Below are 17449 nucleotides of genomic sequence, written 5' to 3'. Positions count from 1 at the left end.
CCCGACTCCCCGACTCGCTCGCCGCGCCGCCGCCTGAGGCTCGCGGCACCTCGTCTTCGCGCGTGACCGCGCATCGCCTGCTCGCGCGCCGCGCGCGGTGTCGCGCGGGTCGGCCTTGAACCCGGCCGCCGCGCTCGGGGGCTGGATCGACCGCAACCTGCTCGCGCTCGGGCGCGAGATGCGCTGGTCGTACCTGCCGCCGCTGATGGTCTACGTGGCCGCCGGAGTGTCGGGCCTCACCGCCATCGTCGGCACGTTCTACGTGAAGGAGCGGCTCGGCCTCTCGGCCGGCTTCCTCGCCGCGCTCGGCTTCTGGGCGACGCTGCCGTGGTCGCTGAAGATGCCGCTCGGCCACCTGGTCGACCTGGTGTGGCGCTGGAAGGCGCTGCTCGTCTTTCTGGGCGCCGGCCTCATCACGGCGAGCATCGTGATCATGATCGGCCTCCTCGGGCACACGGAGGCGCTGCGCGCGATCGCGCCGATCGAGGCCTGGTACGTGCTGTCGGCGCTGCTCGCGCCGATCGGCTACGTGGTGCAGGACACCGTCGCCGACGCGATGACCGTCGAGGCGGTCCCGCGCTACGAGGCCGACGGCACACCGGTCAACGAGGCGCGCCGGCGCTCGATGCACACGACGATGCAGACGCTGGGCCGGGTCGCGATCATCGGCGGCAGCGTGCTGGTGTCGTTCGCCAACGTGGTGCTGCTGCGCGACGCGCCGAACCTGCCGCCGGCGCAGGTCGGCGCGCTCTACCTGTTCGTCTACGAGCTCGCGCTGGTGATCCCGGTCGTCTCGGTGCTCGGCGTCATGCTGGGCCTGTGGCTGCGCTGGCGCGATGCCGCGCGGCTGCGCGCCGCCGGTTACGCGCCGGCGGAGGTCGACGCGATGCTGAACGCCGTTGGCGAGCCGCCGCCGGTCAACTGGTGGATCCTCGGCGGCGGCCTTGCGTTCGCGGTGGTGTCGGTCGCGGTCGGGCTCGGCGACGTGCCGGTGGGGCAGGAGATCATCTTCGCCGCCTCGATGGCGATCGTGCTGTTCCTGATGTGGCGCCTGACGCGCGAGCTCGACCCCGAGCCGCGCAACGTGCTGGTCGGCACCGCGCTCGTCATCTTCGTGTTCCGTGCGGTGCCCGGGCCCGGCGAAGGGCTCACCTGGTGGTTCATCGACGGCCTCGGATTCGACCCGTCGTTCATCGCGCGCCTGTCGCTGATCGGCAGCGTGCTGACGCTGTTCGGCCTGTTCCTGTTCCGCCGCTTCATGGCCGAGCGCTCGATCGCCTACATCGTCGGCTGGCTCACGATCGCCGGGACGCTGCTCAGCCTGCCGGTGCTCGGCATGGTCCACGGCCTGCACGAGTGGACCGCGGCGATGACCGGCGGCCTCGTCGACGCCCGCACGATCGCGATCGTCAACACCGCGCTCGAGTCGCCGCTCGGGCAGATCTCGATGGTGCCGATGCTGGCGTGGATCGCCAACTCGGCGCCCGACCGGCTGAAGGCGACGTTCTTCGCGGTGATGGCGTCGTTCACCAACCTCGCGCTCGCCGCATCGCAGCTCGGCACCAAGTACCTCAACGAGATCTTTCTCGTCACGCGCGAGGTCAAGGACAAGGCCGGCCGCGTCAGCGTGCCGGCCGACTACAGCGAGCTCGGCGTGCTGATCGCCGCGAGCCTCGTGCTCGGGGTGGTCCTGCCGTTCGCGGCCATCGCGTTCGTGAAGGCGACGCGCTTCCGCAGCGCCTGAGCGACTTCCCGCGGCGCGGCGCGGCGCGCCGTCGGCGCCGCGGCCTCTGCGCAGCGATACGACCGCTGCTCAGCCGCATCACCGCCGCGCCGAGCGGCGGAGCGGGCGCTCGTATCGGCTGAGGAGCGCGCCCGCGCCGAGCGGGCCACGTGCGGCGCGGCCGTCGGCGGCGGGAGCAGCTGCCGGGACCGCGTTTCTACTGACGAGATTGCGCGAACGATGGCTTGCCAGCGCCGAGCGTGCGTGCACACTCGGCCGCTGGCATGCATTCATCCGCTCCGCCGCGCGTACTCAACGCGCAAGTCGTGGATGCAGGACGGGTTCGGTCACGCGGCGCTGCCGGCGCTCGGCCGCGTGGTGCTTTCCGCGCGCCGGCGCCGCTCAGCAACGAACGCACGGAGACACCCATGACCCACCGCAAGAGACTGATCCAGCCCCTCGTCGCCGCCGGGGCACTGCTCGCCGTCGCCGGCACTCACGCCGCAACGCCGTTGGCGGAAGCGCGCGCCAAGATCTTCGGCTTCGAGAACGTCGACGCCGCGACCGGCGCGGTGAAGAAGGACAAGGTGGTGTTCTCGTGGCTGGGCCACAACGCGGCGGCGGTGTCGCTGCTCGGCCGCGTGATCATGCTCGATGCGTACATCCCGCGCCTCGAGGTCACGCCCGGCCGCACGCCGCTCGTCATCAAGGACCTCGTCGATCTGAAGCCGGAGGCAATCTTCATCGGCCACGGCCACAGCGACCACGCCGACAACGCCGCGTTCATCGCCGCCAGGACCGGCGCGACGCTCTACATGACGCCGGAGGCGTGCGGCACCGCGCAGACCGCGCTCGCCCGCATGAAGAACGACCCGTTCATGCAGGCCGACCCGAACTTCGCGATCCCGCCAGCGACGACGATCAGCTGCGTCGGCATCACGTCGAGCGGTTCGGTGCCGGCAACCGAGCTGGTCCGGATCCGCCAGTTCGAGCCGCTGGTCTGCATCAACGGCTTCCGCGCCCTGCATTCGGTCGCGTTGCCGCCCGACCCCGACTGGGGCCCGGTGCAGGTGGTCGACACACCCGACCCGCGCGACCCGACGCTCTTCCCGCCCGGCGTTCCGCTGACGCCGACCAACCCGCGCCAGGCCGGCCAGCAGGACCTGCGACAGGGCCCAGGCCCGGGCGGTGCCGACCAGCTCGACTTCCAGTTCGTGCTGCGCACCGGCTACAACTTCAGCCTCTTCTACAACAACTCGATCGGCGCCTTCAAGGAAGGCAAGGGCAGCAACTGGCCGAACGGGGTGCCGGCCGACGGCCAGCGCGTGCTCAACCTGATGCGCAGCCTGCCGAACACCGACCTGAACTTCTCGTCGTTCTCGTCGGGCAACACCGACGAGAACGGCTGGCGCGACCTCGTCTACCACCTCGAGGCCCTGCGCCCGCGCATCGTGACCTCGGGCCACGCGCCCATCGGTGCGGCGCTGCAGTACTACTCGGGGGTGCTCAACCACCTGAAGCTGATGGAGCAGCCGCGCAATGCGTGGCCGGGCTTTCCGCGCGGCAACTGGCCGGTGATCCGCAACCACACCGACCCCACCGACCTCCTCGAGCCCGAGGTCTACCAGCCGGGCGATCCGGCGTGGTTCAACCCGGAGAAGGCGGCGCGGGTGGCGCAGCACTGCTCGTGAGCGAGGTGCCGCACGGCGCGCGAGGCGCCGTGCGGAATTGACGCGCCCGCGCGGCACGCGCGACGCCGCGCGTTCAAGCCTCGGGTCCGGCGGCCGATAGTGGAAGCGGGCGTGCTCCGCCCGCTTCCTGCGCCGTTGCCGCCCCATGCCGACCCGCCCGCTCACGCTCGTCCTCGCCGCCTTTCTTGCCGCGTCGCTTTCCTTCGCGGCGCACGCCGCCACCGTCAACGTCGTCGTCAACGACGCCGCGGGGCGCCCGATCCCCGACGCGGTGGTGATGCTCGAGCCGGTGACGGGCACGTTGCCGACCAGGCCGCTCGGCACGGTCGAGATCGCGCAGATCAGGCGCCAGTTCACGCCGGCGGTGACCGTGGTGACGGTCGGGACGCCGGTCACGTTTCCGAACCAGGACACGGTCCGCCACCACGTCTACTCGTTCTCGCCCGCCAAGAACTTCGAGCTCAAGCTCTACGCCGGCTCGCCGCACGCGCCGGTGGTGTTCGACAAGCCCGGCATCGCGGTGCTCGGCTGCAACATCCACGACCAGATGACGGCCTGGGTCGTCGTCGTCGACACCCCGCTCCACACGCGCAGCAGCACGGCCGGTCGCGCCAGCATCGGCAGCGTGCCGGCCGGCGCGTATCGCCTGCGCGCCTGGCACCCGGGCATGCCGGGGCAGGCCGAGCCGACGTCGACCCCGATCAGCGTCGCCCAGGCGGACGTCGAGCAGCGCGTCCAGCTGAACCTCGCGGCGACGCCGAAATGACGTTGCGGGTTCCCTTCTGGGAACGCTCGATCGGGGTCCGCATCATCGTGCTGTTCCTGGGCATGCTGCTCGCCGTGCAGCTGGCGAGCTTCACGGCACTGCAGGCGAGCCTGTCGCAGCACGCGCATCGCGTGCTGCCGAACCAGCTGCGCGAGGGCGAGCGTCTGCTGCAGAGCCTGCTCGAGCGCAAGGCCGGCGCGCTGGTCGACGGCGCGCGCCTGCTGGCTGCCGACTACGGCTTTCGCGAAGCGGTGAGCTCGAACGACGCCGACACCATCGTGTCGGTGCTCGCCAACCACGGCGCGCGCATCGGCGCGACCGAGGCGGCGCTGCTCGGCACCGATTTCGCGCTGCGCGCGAGCACCGCGGCGCACCCGAACGAACTCGTCGCCGTCGCGCACCAGCTGCGCGACTCGGCGATCGCCGGCCAGCCGAGCACGATCGCGCTGGTCGCCGGCACGCCGCACCAGGCGGTGCTGGTGCCGGTGCGCGCGCCGCTCGTCGTCGGCTGGGTGCTGATGGCGTTTCCGGTCGACCCGCACCTCGGCGACGACATGCGCGACCTGTCGGGGCTCGGCCTCACGCTGGTGTCCCGGCGCAGCCCCGACGGCCCCTGGCGCCTCAGCCTCACCAGCCTGGATGCGGGGCGCAGCGCCGGCCTCGTCGGCGAGAAATGGCCGGCGTCGGCGATCGACCAGCCGATGACCTCGGTGATGGCCGCCGGCGAGGAGCTCGGCGTGCGCGTCATGCCGCTCGGCCGCCCGCCGGCCCATGGCGCGGCGCCCGACATCCTTGCGCTGGTGTCGCTCTCGGTCGACGACGCGGTGCGCCTGCCGCGCGACCTTCAGCTCGCGCTGATCGGCATCACCCTGCTCGCGATCGGCGTGTTCGCGGTCGGCAGCGTGTTCACCGCGCGCCGCGTCACCACGCCGCTGCGCGCGCTCGCGGCCGCAGCCGAGCGCCTGGGCGCCGGCGATTTCGAGACGCCGATGCGCGGACAGCGCCGTCACGACGAAGTCGGCGAGCTGTCGCAGGCGTTCGAGCGCATGCGCACGCGCGTGGCCGAGAACCAGGCGCAGATCCTGCGCCTCGCGTACTGGGACAGCCTGACCGGCCTGCCGAACCGCGCGCGCTTTCGCGAGGCGGTCAACGACGCCATCGCCGAGCGGAGCACGATCGCGGTGGTGATGCTCGACCTCAACCGCTTCAAGCACGTCAACGACGTGCTCGGCTACCGCATCGGCGACCTGCTGCTGATCCAGGTCGGCCAGCGCCTCGCGAGTCACCTGGTGCGCGAAGGCGAGCTCGTCGCGCGCCTGAGCGGCGACGAGTTCGGCATCCTGCTGCGGGTGCCGCACGCCGCGCTCGCGCTCTCGATCGCCGAGCGGATCGAGCGCGCGTTCGACGAGCCGCTCGCGCTCGAGGAACACCGCGTCGACATGCGCGCGGCGATCGGCGTGGCCTGCTGGCCGCAGCACGCCGACGACGGGGACGCGCTGCTCAACCGCGCCGAGCTTGCGATGTACGCCGCCAAGCGGCGCAGCAGCGGGCCGGTGCTGTACGCGCCGTCGATCGACGTCGCGAGCGCGCAGACCCTGACCCTGCTCACCGAGCTGCGCGAGGCGGTCGAGCGCGGCGAGCTGCGCCTCTACCTGCAGCCCAAGCTCGCGCTAGACGACGGCCGCGTGATCGGCGCCGAGGCGCTGGTGCGCTGGCAGCACCGCGAGCGCGGCCTGGTGCCGCCGGGCGAATTCATCCCGTTCGCCGAGCAGACCGGCTTCATCCGCGTGCTCACACTGTGGGTCTTCGAGGAAGCGGCGCGCCACCATCGGCGCCTGGGTGCCGGCGCCGCCGAGCTGGTGCTCTCGGTCAACCTCTCGACGCGCGACCTGCTCGACCCCGAGCTGCCGCTCAAGTTCGCCGCGGTGCTGGCGCGCCACCGGGTGCCGGCCGAGGCGTTCTGCTTCGAGATCACCGAGAGCGCGATCATGGACGACCCGGCGCGCGCGCTGGCGATCCTCGATCGCCTGAGCGAGATGGGCTTCCAGCTCTCGATCGACGATTTCGGCACCGGCTACTCGTCGCTCGCGTACCTGAAGCGCCTGCCGGTCGACGAGATCAAGATCGACCAGTCGTTCGTGCGCAGCATGCAGAGCGAGCGCGACGACGCGACGATCGTGCGCTCGACGATCGACCTCGCGCACAACCTCGGCCTGCAGGTGGTCGCCGAGGGCGTCGAGAGCGCCGAGGTGTGGAACATGCTGCGCGAGCTCGGCTGCGACCAGGCGCAGGGCTACCACATGGGCCGGCCGATGCCGGTCGACGAGTTCGCCCGCTTCGTCGAGCGCAAGCCGGCGTCGCTGCCCGCCGGCGCGCGTGCCGTCGCGCTGACGCTGCACTGACGACGCCACGACGCCCTGAAGCGCCGAACCGGCGGGTGTTTCGCCGCGTTATCCGCGCACCGGCACGAGACGGGCCCGCGCATCCTCCCGGGCAAGGGGATCGGATGGGGACTCGTGTCGTGAAACGCTCGGCCGGCTGGGCCGCCATCGCGCTGGCGCTCGCCGCGGCACTCGCCGCGGCGCCGGCGCGCGCGGCCGATCCCGGCTACTACGTGGTCACCGTCTACGACGACCCCGGCGTGCGCAACCTCGACCTGCGCTACTGGTCCGTGAAGCCGAAGGACGGCCATGCGGTGCTCTGGCCCGAGATCGGCCTCGGACTCAACACCGGACGCTGGTACACCTTCGTGCTCGCGAGCTGGATCACCGGCCGCGACACGCCGACCGAGCTCAGCACGCTGTCGTGGCAGAACGACTATCTGCTGACGCAAGGCCAGTGGCCGATCGACGTCGCGGTGCACACGCTGCTTGCGGTGCCGCGCGACGGCGCCGGGCCCAAGACGATCGAGATCGGGCCGGCGCTGCAGACCGACGTCGGCCGCACCCAGCTCAACGCGAACGTCTTCCTCGAACGCAGCTTCGGCTCGCAGTCGGAGCACCCCGCGCGCCTGAAGTACCAGTGGCAGGTGCGCCATCGCTGGCGCCCCTGGCTGCACGTCGGCGCGCAGGGCTTCGGCGAATCGGGCCGCTGGAGCGACTGGGAGCCCGACACGCCCTCGCACCGCGCCGGGCCGGCGCTGTTCGGCACGCTGCCGTTCACCGATCGCAAGCTCACCTGGCAGGCCGCGTGGTTGCACGGCAAGACCTACGGCCAGCGCGGCTCGATGTTCACGGCCTACCTGCGCACCGCGTTCTAGCGACATCCTCCACATCGCGGAGGTGGCACGTCCGACGACGGGCATCAAAGCTGCCAAACTGCCTCGTGAACCCGGGTTGCCCACGCGCGACGCCAAACGTATTTGGACAGCCTGCTAGGGCATAACCCGGTTGTGGCGCTATGCGGGCGTGCCGAGAGTGAAGCGCCCAAGCCTGCTGAGCGAGGTGCAACGTGTCGCTAGTCAACAGCTTCTTCGATGGCTCGCTGCTCGGCAGCGAGCGCCTGATGCGGGCGCGCGAGTTCTACGCCCCCGAGCGCACCCCGCCGTCGCCGCAGGTCGCTTTCGAGCGCTGGACCCAGCGCCTGGTGGTGCAGAGCGAGCTCGGCACCGCGCGCGAGCTCGCCGGCCTCTCCGATGCCGAGCTCGAGGCCCTGCAGAGCGAGTTCATCCGCTGCCCGACGCGGCCGCGCTCGGCCTACGTGCGCGGCGGCATCTGGGCCGGGGTGGCGCTGGTCGCGCTCGGCTGTCTCAGCGCCGGGCTCTCGCAGGCGAACATCGGCAACGATGGCGCGACGGGCTTCTTCGAGGTGGCGGCGATCGGGCTCCTGATCGCCGGCCTGGTCGCGTTCGGCTGGAGCCTCGTCGCCTCGTTCAGCGCGTCGCACCTCGACCTCAGCTACGGAACGCTCGGGCTCTACGTCGGCGAGCTCGACGAGCAGCATCCGTGGCTCTACAAAGCGGTGAACCTGGTGCGCCTCGAGCCGGCGGCGGGCTACCGCCGCCGCGTGCTCGCCGAGCGAGGCCGGCTGCGCGGCGTCGACTACGTGCTGATGCGCGAGCTCGTCAAGGCGCACGACCAGCTCGAGCAGACGCGGCCGGCGCGCCTCGTCGCCGAGCAGTTGCAGACGCTCGGTACGCCCGGCGGGCCGCCGCTCGACAGCGCCACCCCCGAGCCGCGCCTGGTGCAGGTCGGCGCGGGCGGCGCGCGCTCGTAGGCGCGCGCGAGCACGCCTCGCGGCAGCTTTCGGGCCGGTACTCGCCGGTCGGTGCGTGGACCGCTCGCGGGGGAGCGGCCGGGTGGTGACTCCTCGCGGCCTTCAGCCGGGTTCGACCTCATCGGCGCTGGTGCGGGCCGCCTCGATGCATTCGAGCAGCACCGCGTGATCGCCGATCTGGTTGGCGAGCAGCAGCACGAGGCGGGCGTTGAGGTCGGCGCTCCGCACGGGGTCGAGGTGCTCGTGCGCGGCGACCCAGGCCGCATAGAACGCGTCGGGCTGTTGCAGGTTCGGTTGCGTCTTCATGCGGGCTCCAGGGCGCGACTTCCGGCGAGCGCGGTGGCGACCGCGTCGGCGAGCGCGTCGGGATCGGCGTCGGCGATGCGGCGCGCCAAGTAGCCGTCGGGCCGCAGCAGGCAGAGCGTGCCGGGCGCGGCGCCGAGGTGGCGGGCCAGCGTGCCCGAGGGGTCGCCGAGCGTCGGCAGGCGCGTCGTGCCGCCGATCGCGACCAGCCGCACCGGCAGTCGTTCGGCCGCCTGCAGCGCCGCGTCGACGTCGGCAGGCGACGGCTCGAACCACAGCCCGAGCAGCGCGCTGGCGTCGCGCAGCAGGTGCACGAGCCGGGTCGGCTGGCCGTCGGCTGCGAGCAGCGGCACGTTCTGCACCGAGCACGCTCCTTGCGGCAGCCACGGCGCCGGCGGATACGGATTGGCGATCGACATGCGGCCGGTGTTGACGAGCGGCCGCGCGAAAGCGTAGCGCCGCGCCAGCGCGATGGCGGCGCGCCGCAGCGTGTGCTCGGCCGGCGAGCGCGGCGCGAGGAAGCGTGCGGTGCGGCTCGTCACCTCGAGGTTCTCGACCGTGGCCGCGCGACGCTCGGCGTGATAGGTGTCGAGCAGGGCATCGCCGGCCCGGCCCTCGAGCACCAGCGCGAGCTTCCAGCCCAGGTTGGCGGCGTCCTGGATGCCGCTGTTGCCGCCGCGCGCTCCGAATGGACAGACCACGTGCGCCGAGTCGCCGATGAAGAAGACGCGGCCGTGCCGGAACTCGTCGAGCAGGTGGTCGCGGTACTGGTACGGGCCGATCCAGACGAACTCGAACTCGACGTCGGGCCCGAGCTGGCGGCGCAGACGCGAGCCGGTCACCTCCGGGCGGCTGATCGCCTCCGGATCGCTGTTCTCGGCCATCTGGTAGTCGATGCGCCAGACCTCGTCGCCCATCAGGTGCTGCCAGACCGCGCGACCGTCGTTGAACGGCGCGTCGATCCAGGTCCAGCGCTCGGTCGGCAGCGGCTTCTCGAAGCGCACGTCGCTGATGCACCAGCGGTCGGTGCTGCGCGAGGGGTGCGCGTCGAGCCCGAGCTGGTTGCGGATCGGGCTGTTCGCGCCGGTGGCGTCGATCAGGTAGTCGGCCTCGAGCGCGTAGTCGCCGGCGGGCGTCTCGATACAGGCGACCACGTGGTCCGGGTGCGGCTCGATGCGCGCGACGCGATTCCTCCAGCGCAGCTCGACGCTGCCGAGCGCCCGGATGCGCTCGACGAGAAAGCCTTCGATGTAGAACTGCTGCAGGTTGATGAAGGGCGGCTGCACCGAAATACTGTCGGCGTCGAGGTTGAAGCCGTAGACCTCGCTGTCGCCCGAGTACGTCTTGCCGACCGACCAGGTGACGCCTTTCTTGGCGATGCGTTCGAAGATGCCGAGCCGGTCGAAGATCTCGAGGCTCTTCTGCGCGTAGCAGATGCCGCGCGACGACGCGCCGCGCGCGCCGACGGTGTCGTCGTCGTCGAGCACGATGGCGCGCACGCCGCGCTGCGCCAGGTCGCAGGCGAGCGTCAGCCCCGACAAGCCGCCGCCGACGATCACGACCGGGTAGCGCCGGCGCGTCACGGCGCCGATGTCGGGCGGCACCACGAAGGGGTAGGTCGGCAGCTCGTACGGCGCCGCGAATCGGAACGTCTCCATCGCTCGTGTCTCCTCGCGCGTTCCGGCCGGCTCGCCTCGGCGCGAGGCGCGGCGCGTGGACCCGCTGCCGCGATCCTATGATCCCGTCGACCCGCCGCCGGGCGGGGTTCTCGCCACCCCGCTGCGGTGCCCCGTACCGCGTCAACCTCGAGGCGGCTCGTGCCGCGCGTTCCATGCCGAAGAAGTCGTCCCACGTCAGCGCCACCCCGGCGACCCAGCTGCTGCGCCAGGCCGGCGTCGCGTTCAGCGAACACGTGTACGACTATGTCGACAAGGGTGGCACCGCCGAGTCGTCGCGCCAGCTCGGCGTCGACGAGCACGCCGTCGTCAAGACGCTGGTGATGCAGGACGAGCGCGCGCACCCGCTGATCGTGCTGATGCACGGCGACTGCCAGGTCAGCACCAAGAACCTGGCGCGCGCGATCGGCGCCAAGACGGTCGAGCCGTGCACGCCGGATGCCGCCGAGCGTGCGAGCGGCTACCAGGTCGGCGGCACCTCGCCGTTCGCGACGCGCAAGGCGCTGCCGGTATGGGTCGAGGCGAGCATCCTCGAGCTGCCGCGCATCCTGATCAACGGCGGCCGCCGCGGTTACCTCATCGGCATCGAGCCGAAGGTGCTCGTCGACGTGCTCGGCGCGAAGCCCGTGAACTGCGCGCTGCGCGCCGGCGCGTGAGCAGGCCTCGGCAGCCCGCGCTGCGGCACCGCTGACGATGGATTCGCTCTCGCAGATCGGACTCGGCGCCGCCGTCGCGGTCGCGGTGATGGGCCGGCGCACGCCGGTCTGGAAGGCCGCGCTGTGGGGTGCGGTCGCCGGCACGCTGCCCGACCTCGACGTGCTGATCGATCACGGCGACCCGATCCGCAACATGGTGCTGCACCGCGCCGAGAGCCATGCGCTGTTCTGGCTCAGCGCCGTGTCGCTGCCGTTCGGCGCGGCGGTCGCGCGACTTGCGCGCGAGCCGGAGCGCTGGCGGCGCTGGTGGCTGGCGACGTGGCTCGCGTTGATCACGCATCCGCTGCTCGACGCGATGACGGTCTACGGCACACGGCTGGGCCTGCCGTTCACCGACCGGCCGTTCGGCGTCGGCAGCATCTTCATCGTCGATCCGCTGTACACCCTGCCGCTGCTCGTCGGCACCGGCTGGGCGCTGGCGCGGCGCGGCGGCAGACGCGCGCTCGCGGCCAACGCCGCCGGGCTCGCGCTCAGCACGGCGTACCTCGCGTGGAGCGCGGCCGCGCAGCAGCACGTCGAGAGCGTCGCGCGCGCCTCGCTCGCGGCGCAGGGCGTCGCGGTCGAGCGCCTGCTCGTCACGCCGACCGCGCTCAACACGGTGCTGTGGCGCATCGTCGCGGTGTCGGGCGATGCGTACCACGAAGGCTTCCACAGCCTGCTCGACGGCTCGCCGCGCGTCGCGTTCGACCGCTTCGAACGCGGTGCGGCGCTCGAAGCGCTGGTCGGCTCGATGGAAGGCGTTCAGCGCATCGCGGCGTTCAGCAAGGGCTTCTACAAGCTGCAGCAGGATGGCGCCCTCGTGCTCGTCAGCGATCTCCGGATGGGGCAGGAGCCGGTCTACACGTTCACCTTCACGGTCGCGGCGCGCGAGGGCGCTGCGCCAAGGCCGGTGGCGCCGCGGCTCGTCTCGTCGCGGCCCGACCTCGCGGTCGCGTTGCCGTGGCTCTGGCACCGCCTGCTTGGCGAGCCGCTGGCGCCGCCGCGCGCGGCGCTGGCGTCGCGGCCGTGAGCGTCGCAGCCCCGGCACCACTGCGAGCCTGACGCACATGCGGGCACTCGCCGCGTTCGACGGGCTCGCCTGGGTCGCCGCGCACCCATGGCTCTACCCGGCGCTGGTGGTCGTCCACGTGGTCGGCGTCGCGCTGCTGTTCGGCAGCCTGGTGCTGGTCGAGCTGCGACTCTGGGGCTTCGCCCGGGAGCTGCCCCTGCGGCCGTTCGCGCGCTTCGGGCTGGGCCTCACCTGGGCGGGCTTCGGGGCTGCCGTGGCGAGCGGCGTCGTGCTCTTCCTCAGCCAGCCCGCCGACCTGCTCGGCAACCGCGCCTTCCTCGTCAAGATGGCGCTGATCGCCGCCGCCGGCCTGAACGCGGGCGCGTTCCACGCGCTCCGCGGCCTCGAGCGGGCCGGCGCGCTGGCACGAGCGCAGACCACGCTTTCCCTGGGGCTTTGGCTGGCCATCATCATCTGCGGCCGCTGGATCGCCTACGACTGACGAGGAGCAACCCATGCAACGCCGAACCGTACTGACCGCGCTCGCCGCCTGGCCCGCCGGAGCCGCGCTCGCCCACCACGGCTGGAGCAGCTTCGACCAGGACCGGCCGCTGTACCTCGAGGGCGTCGCCCGCAACGTCGCGTGGCGCAACCCGCATGCCGAGTTCGACCTCGAGGTGCCTGCCGACCTCAGGGTCCCCGCCGACCTGGCGCGGCGCCCGGTGCCGGCGCAGAGCGCGAGCGTCGACGGCGCACGGGTGCTCGCCGAGGCGAAGACGCCGACCCGCCGCGACAAGGTCTGGCACGTCGAACTGTCGCCGCTGACGCGTCTGCAGGCCTGGAAGGTGCCCGAGATCCGCAACGGGGACCGCGTGTCGATGGTCGGCTTCACGTTCGCCGGCGAGAAGGGCGAGCCGGTGCTGCGCGTCGAGTACCTGTTCGTCGGCGCCAGCACCTACGGCCTGCGCTCGTCGCCGGCCTGAAGCCGGCGGCGGCCGTCAGGCTCCGCCGGCGGCCGGGCGCGCGGCGTTGTCCTGCTCGGCGAGCTGCTGGCGTGCCCGCGCAGTCGCGCGGTCGATCAGCGGGGCGCCTTCGTAGCTGCGCATTCGGTGCGCCTGGCAGAGGCGCTCGAGCATGCGCACGGTCATCGAGATCGTGCGGCGGTCCTTGGAGCCGTGGGTGAAGAGGAACAGGTTGCGCCCCGGGCTCATGTAGGTGAGGCGCACCTTCTCCCACTGGTCCTTCAGGTGCAGCTGGTACGACTGGCCGATGTGCAGATGGTCGCGCAGCTGCGGGCCTTCGGACGGCTCGGCATCGGCGCCGGCTGCATCGTCGACGTCGACGTCGGCGTCGGCCGCCGTCGGCGCGGGCGCCACCGGGTCGGGCAGGTCGAGGTTGATGTCGAGCGCCTCGCCGGGCCATACCGGCGGCCGGCCGTCGACCGGTGCCGACCAGTCGACCGCGGTTTCGGCGAGCAGGCCGACGTTGCGCGCTTCCTCGGGCGAGAACTGCGGCTCGACCGCCGCGACCGGCAGCGCCGGCTCGTCGGCGTCGCGGTCGAGGTCCTCGGGGCGCGGAATCGGGGTCCGGAACGCGGTCTCGACATGCTTCATCAGCATGTTGTGGTCGAGCTCGCTGCCGGGCGGCAGCTTCAGCGAGCCTGCGTGCGCGGCCACCAGGCTGCTGAAGAAGGTACCGCGCGCCGGCTCCGGCCATTCGATCAGCGCGACGCCGTCCTTCAGCGTCGTCATCAGCTTGGGCAAGGTCGCGAGGAACTGACGGCGCTGCTCGGCCGAGCGCTTGGGCTGGATGCTGGCGACCAGGTCGTAGCCGGCGCGCCGCAACTGCCTGACGAGCGCGGACTCGCCGCCCTGGCGCTCGGCCGCGGTCATGATCACCTGCCCCCAGACCTGCGACAGGAACTCCTTGACGAAGCCCGGCAGGGCCAGCGGATCGAGCGCGCCGCGCAGCTGCAGCGTGAAGCGCTGGATCAGCCGCCACTCGCGTTCCTTGGCCTCGAGCGTCGGGCCGGCCGGTGTCGCTTCGACCTCGGCGGCGGTCTGCTCGGCGACGAATTTCTCGAGCGCGAGCAGCTTCTCGCTGTAGATCTCGAGCTGGTCGAAGTCGCCCTCGACGATCTCCTTGACGAGCTGGCTGACGCGGACCAGCAGCTCCTTGCCGGGACCGCTCCTGAACTCGTCGTATGCCGCAGCGAGCGACGACACGCGGTTGATGAAGCGGCGCACCGGGTGGCGCCGCGACGCGAAGAAGTTCGGGTCGCGCAGGGCCACGCGCAGCACCGGCAGCTGCAGGCGCGCGATCTGGCGCGCCATCGGCGACGGCACCCGGGGATCGGAAAGGATCTGGTCGAACAGGCTGCTGACGACGTCGATCACCATGTGATCGAGCTTTCCGCGCGAGGCCTCGATCAGCTCGTCGCGGTGGGCTCGGATCAGGTTGACCGCCATCAGCTCGCCGACGCCCTCGAGCGCGCCGCGCACGCTGCGCGCCGCGTCGAACGCGCCGAGGCCGGAAGCTGTCGTCTCGCCGTAGCGGCTCGGCGGGAACAGACCGCCGTGGCTGTCGACGCCGTCGAGGTTGTCGCGCGTCGTCGCGTGCGCGCTGCCGATGCGCTTGAGCAGCGCCATCATCTCGGCGTCGGCCTGGGCGAGCGGCGTGTTCGGCGCCGGCGGCGTGCTGCGAAGCGGCTGGCCGGCCGGCGCGCCGCGCATCAGGCGATCGAGGAACGCGGCGGCGCCGGCGCTGTCGAGGCCTTCGGGCAGCATCGCGTCCGAACCGCCGATGCGGCCCATCAGCGAGCTCTGCCAGCCGCGCAGCGCGTCCCCGGGCTCGGCGACGCCGAGCGTGCCGGCCGGCAGACCCGGCAGATCGGGAATGCCGTAGTTCGGAAGCGGCCGGCCCTGCAGCGAGCGCTCCCAGAAGCGCTGCATCTCGCCCGGGCCGTCGATCGCGCCCGTCGCCGCCTTGGTCGGCACCACGGCGAGGTCGGCCGGCCGCACGTCGCGCGCCTTGAGGTCGTCGATGATCTGCCGGTAGCAGGCGGGCAGCGCCTTCGCGAAGATCTGGCCGAGCTCGCGTCCGACCACCTTCTGGATCTCGACGTCCTCGCTGATCGTCTCGATCGCCTCGTGCAGCGCGGCGCCGATCACCTGGGCGCGCAGCGGGTTGCGCTCCGGGTCGGCCGCGCCGTGCCGCAGCAGCGCGCTCGTGTAGCGCGCCAGCTCGAGCAGCTCGGTCTCGCAGGCGTGCGAGATGAACTGCGCAATGCGGTCGAACGAGATCTTCTCCTCGATCGCGTCGCCCTCCACCAGGCCGATGGCGTCCCAGTCGGTCTTGGCGCGCTCGCCGGCGGCGTCCTTGCTGTCGATGTCCTCGGCGACCCTCTGGCGCAGTGCCTTCGCGAAGCTCGCGACGAAGCCGGTCTGGCGCTGCATCAGATGGACCTGCGCGAACGCGAGCTGGCCGCGCTGGTGGTAGGTTGGCGCCGTCCGCATCAGCGCGAGCAGGTGATTCGCCGCCTCGACGACGGCCGTCGAGGCTGCCGCCCGGATCAGCTCCTGGGCTGCGTTCAGCGCAGCCATCGTCGTGGGATCGCTCGAGCTCATACGGATCGTGAGGTGTCGTGCTGCCGCGTCGGCGCCGTCGGCTCGCGGTGTCGGCCCGGGGCTCAAACGGCGCCGCCGGGCGGGTTGTCGGCCGGCTCGGAGGACGCCAGCAGCCATGCCCCGGGCGGCACCGGCCGGGGCAGCGCGAGTATCGCCCGCGTCGAACGCCTTTCAGCGCAGGAAGAACGCCGATGCGTGCCGTAGTGACGCTCCGGCGGCTCTGCGTGAGCGGTAGCGCGCGTCGCGAGCTCGGCGAAGCGTCAGGCGCCGGCCAGCAGCCCGAGCAGCTCGTGCACGGTGTCGCGCATGTCGCCGTAGCCGCTGTTGGTCGGCAGCCACCTGACGCCGGCCTTCTGGCTGCGCCGCGCGAGGCCCATTGGCGCCGGCTCGATGCGCATCGTGCCGGCGGCCGCCTCGTTGAACGCACGCAGCGCGCGCGGCATGTGGTAGCCGTGCGTCACCAGGAGGACGTGGCGCACCCCCGCGGCACGCAGCATCTCGACGCTGTAGCGCGCGTTCTCGCGGGTATCGCGCGCGCGGTCCTCGAGCCAGCGCAGGGGCCGGCCGAACTCCTCGGCGGCGATCTTGGCGGCGGCGCTCGCCTCGGAGGTGCCGCCCGTATCGGCCCAGCCCACGCCGCCGGTGAACAGCACCGGCGCATGTGTCTTCTGCGCAAGGTAGAGGCCGTAGCGCAGGCGCTCGAGCGAGCGCCAGTTCAGCGTTCTGGCGCCGTACTCGGCGGCCGGCCCCTCGATGCCGCCGCCGAGCACCACGATCGCCGGCGGCGGGTTGCCGCGCGCCTCGGCGCGCAGCTCGGCGATGCGGGCCTCGGTGAGCGCCGGCGGCCGCGGCAGCAGCCAGTGCGAGACCGGCCCGGCGACCGCGGCCGACGCCGACAGCCAGACGAGCGCGACGCCGGATGCGACGAGGCCCCAGCCGAGACGGCGCCGCCGCGCGAGGAACCACGCCCCGACGACGATGAGCACCAGGAACGGCATCGGCGGCAGCACAAGCGCTGCGACGTACGGCTTCCACGAATCGATGCCCAGCCTGACGAGCGCCTCGTTCACGCGTCTCCCTTAGCTCTTTCTCGGCGGCGGCGGATTGTGCCGGACGCGCAAGGGGCACCCGGCAGCCGATGCGCGGCGGCGTCGACGCTGCCGCAGAATCCGCGGGCGCCGCTCGGGCGCTCGACGGAGGACGCGATGGGCGAAGGCATCGAGACGATCACGCTGGGCGGCGGCTGCTTCTGGTGCACCGAGGCCGTGTACGAGCGTGTCGACGGCGTGGTCGCGGTGGAGTCGGGCTACGCCAACGGCACGACCGCCCACCCGACCTATGCCGACGTCTGCAGCGGCCGCACCGGCTACAACGAGGTCGTTCGGGTGAGCTTCGACCCGCAGCGGATCACCCTGCGCGAGATCCTCGAGATCTTCTTCGCGGTGCACGACCCGACCACCCTCAACCGCCAGGGCAACGACGTCGGCACGCAGTACCGGTCGGGCATCTACGTGCACGACGACGAGCAGGCGCGCGTCGCACGCGAGGTGCTCGCCGAGGCGAATGCGGCGCACCGCGGCCGCGCGGTCACCGAGATCGAGCCGGAGCGCAACTACACGCGCGCCGAGGCCTACCACCAGCATTACTTCGCCAACAACCCCAACCAGGGCTACTGCGCGATGGTGGTCGCGCCCAAGGTCGAGAAGTTCAGCAAGACCTTCAAGAGCCGGCTGCGGGCTGCCTAG

15 protein-coding genes are annotated in these 17449 nt (G+C 72.1%); 11 read left to right on the top strand and 4 right to left on the bottom strand.

The features are described from left to right. Window positions 1–115 precede the first annotated feature (115 nt). The 6 genes from HQN59_RS05775 (at window position 116) to HQN59_RS05750 (ending at window position 8395) form a co-directional block, all read left to right on the top strand. Entirely contained in the window at window positions 116–1744 is a 1629-nt protein-coding gene (locus HQN59_RS05775) for an MFS transporter (protein WP_217703855.1), read from the top strand. A 407-nt stretch (window positions 1745–2151) separates the two neighbouring features. Then, entirely contained in the window at window positions 2152–3414 is a 1263-nt protein-coding gene (locus HQN59_RS05770; RefSeq protein ID WP_176066990.1) for an MBL fold metallo-hydrolase, read from the top strand. A gap of 145 nt (window positions 3415–3559) precedes the next feature. Next, a complete protein-coding gene (locus tag HQN59_RS05765; protein WP_176066988.1) occupies window positions 3560–4180 on the top strand; it encodes a methylamine utilization protein in 621 nt (206 codons plus the stop codon). Next, window positions 4177–6582: a putative bifunctional diguanylate cyclase/phosphodiesterase gene (locus HQN59_RS05760; RefSeq protein ID WP_176066986.1), complete on the top strand. Its 2406-nt coding sequence runs from the start codon at window positions 4177–4179 to the stop codon at window positions 6580–6582. Before HQN59_RS05765 ends, HQN59_RS05760 begins: the two co-directional genes overlap by 4 nt. Window positions 6583–6701: 119 nt before the next feature. Continuing rightward, window positions 6702–7439: a hypothetical protein gene (locus tag HQN59_RS05755; protein WP_342451130.1), complete on the top strand. Its 738-nt coding sequence runs from the start codon at window positions 6702–6704 to the stop codon at window positions 7437–7439. Window positions 7440–7630: 191 nt separating this feature from the next. Next, on the top strand, window positions 7631–8395 hold the full coding sequence (locus tag HQN59_RS05750) for a hypothetical protein (protein WP_176066985.1): 765 nt from the start codon (window positions 7631–7633) through the stop codon (window positions 8393–8395). A gap of 102 nt (window positions 8396–8497) precedes the next feature. Here HQN59_RS05750 and HQN59_RS05745 read toward each other — a convergent pair whose 3' ends face one another. Continuing rightward, window positions 8498–8701: a DUF2783 domain-containing protein gene (locus HQN59_RS05745; RefSeq protein ID WP_176066983.1), complete on the bottom strand. Its 204-nt coding sequence runs from the start codon at window positions 8699–8701 to the stop codon at window positions 8498–8500. Next, window positions 8698–10356: an FAD-dependent oxidoreductase gene (locus tag HQN59_RS05740; protein WP_176066981.1), complete on the bottom strand. Its 1659-nt coding sequence runs from the start codon at window positions 10354–10356 to the stop codon at window positions 8698–8700. The genes HQN59_RS05745 and HQN59_RS05740 overlap by 4 nt, the downstream gene beginning before the upstream one ends. A 173-nt stretch (window positions 10357–10529) precedes the next feature. Between HQN59_RS05740 and HQN59_RS05735 the strand changes: the two genes are divergently transcribed. Genes HQN59_RS05735 through HQN59_RS05720 form a run of 4 tightly spaced genes read left to right on the top strand, consistent with a single transcriptional unit; the run spans window position 10530 to window position 13061 of the window. Beyond that, window positions 10530–11030, top strand: coding sequence for an aminoacyl-tRNA deacylase (locus HQN59_RS05735; protein ID WP_176066979.1), 501 nt, complete (start codon window positions 10530–10532; stop codon window positions 11028–11030). Between the two features lie 37 nt (window positions 11031–11067). After that, window positions 11068–12099 (top strand): metal-dependent hydrolase, encoded by a 1032-nt coding sequence (locus tag HQN59_RS05730; RefSeq protein WP_176066977.1) that lies wholly within the window; start codon window positions 11068–11070, stop codon window positions 12097–12099. 37 nt (window positions 12100–12136) lie between these two features. Next, window positions 12137–12580, top strand: coding sequence for a hypothetical protein (locus tag HQN59_RS05725; protein WP_176066975.1), 444 nt, complete (start codon window positions 12137–12139; stop codon window positions 12578–12580). A gap of 13 nt (window positions 12581–12593) precedes the next feature. Next, complete coding sequence (locus HQN59_RS05720; protein ID WP_176066973.1) at window positions 12594–13061, top strand: DUF6152 family protein; 468 nt, start codon at window positions 12594–12596, stop codon at window positions 13059–13061. A gap of 15 nt (window positions 13062–13076) precedes the next feature. On the opposite strand, the gene HQN59_RS05715 is transcribed toward HQN59_RS05720, so the two are convergent. Together HQN59_RS05715 and HQN59_RS05710 are read right to left on the bottom strand one after the other, a co-directional pair. Further along, window positions 13077–15680, bottom strand: coding sequence for a DUF1631 family protein (locus tag HQN59_RS05715; RefSeq protein WP_176066971.1), 2604 nt, complete (start codon window positions 15678–15680; stop codon window positions 13077–13079). A 284-nt stretch (window positions 15681–15964) separates the two neighbouring features. After that, a complete protein-coding gene (locus tag HQN59_RS05710) occupies window positions 15965–16774 on the bottom strand; it encodes an ElyC/SanA/YdcF family protein (protein ID WP_176066969.1) in 810 nt (269 codons plus the stop codon). Between the two features lie 135 nt (window positions 16775–16909). Here HQN59_RS05710 and msrA point away from each other — a divergent pair, with 135 nt between their 5' ends. Further along, a complete protein-coding gene (gene msrA / locus HQN59_RS05705) occupies window positions 16910–17449 on the top strand; it encodes a peptide-methionine (S)-S-oxide reductase MsrA (protein ID WP_176066967.1) in 540 nt (179 codons plus the stop codon).

The organism is Rhizobacter koreensis (assembly GCF_013366375.1).
Taxonomy (GTDB): domain Bacteria; phylum Pseudomonadota; class Gammaproteobacteria; order Burkholderiales; family Burkholderiaceae_C; genus Schlegelella_A; species Schlegelella_A koreensis.
This window is presented reverse-complemented; position numbering and strand designations above follow the sequence as displayed.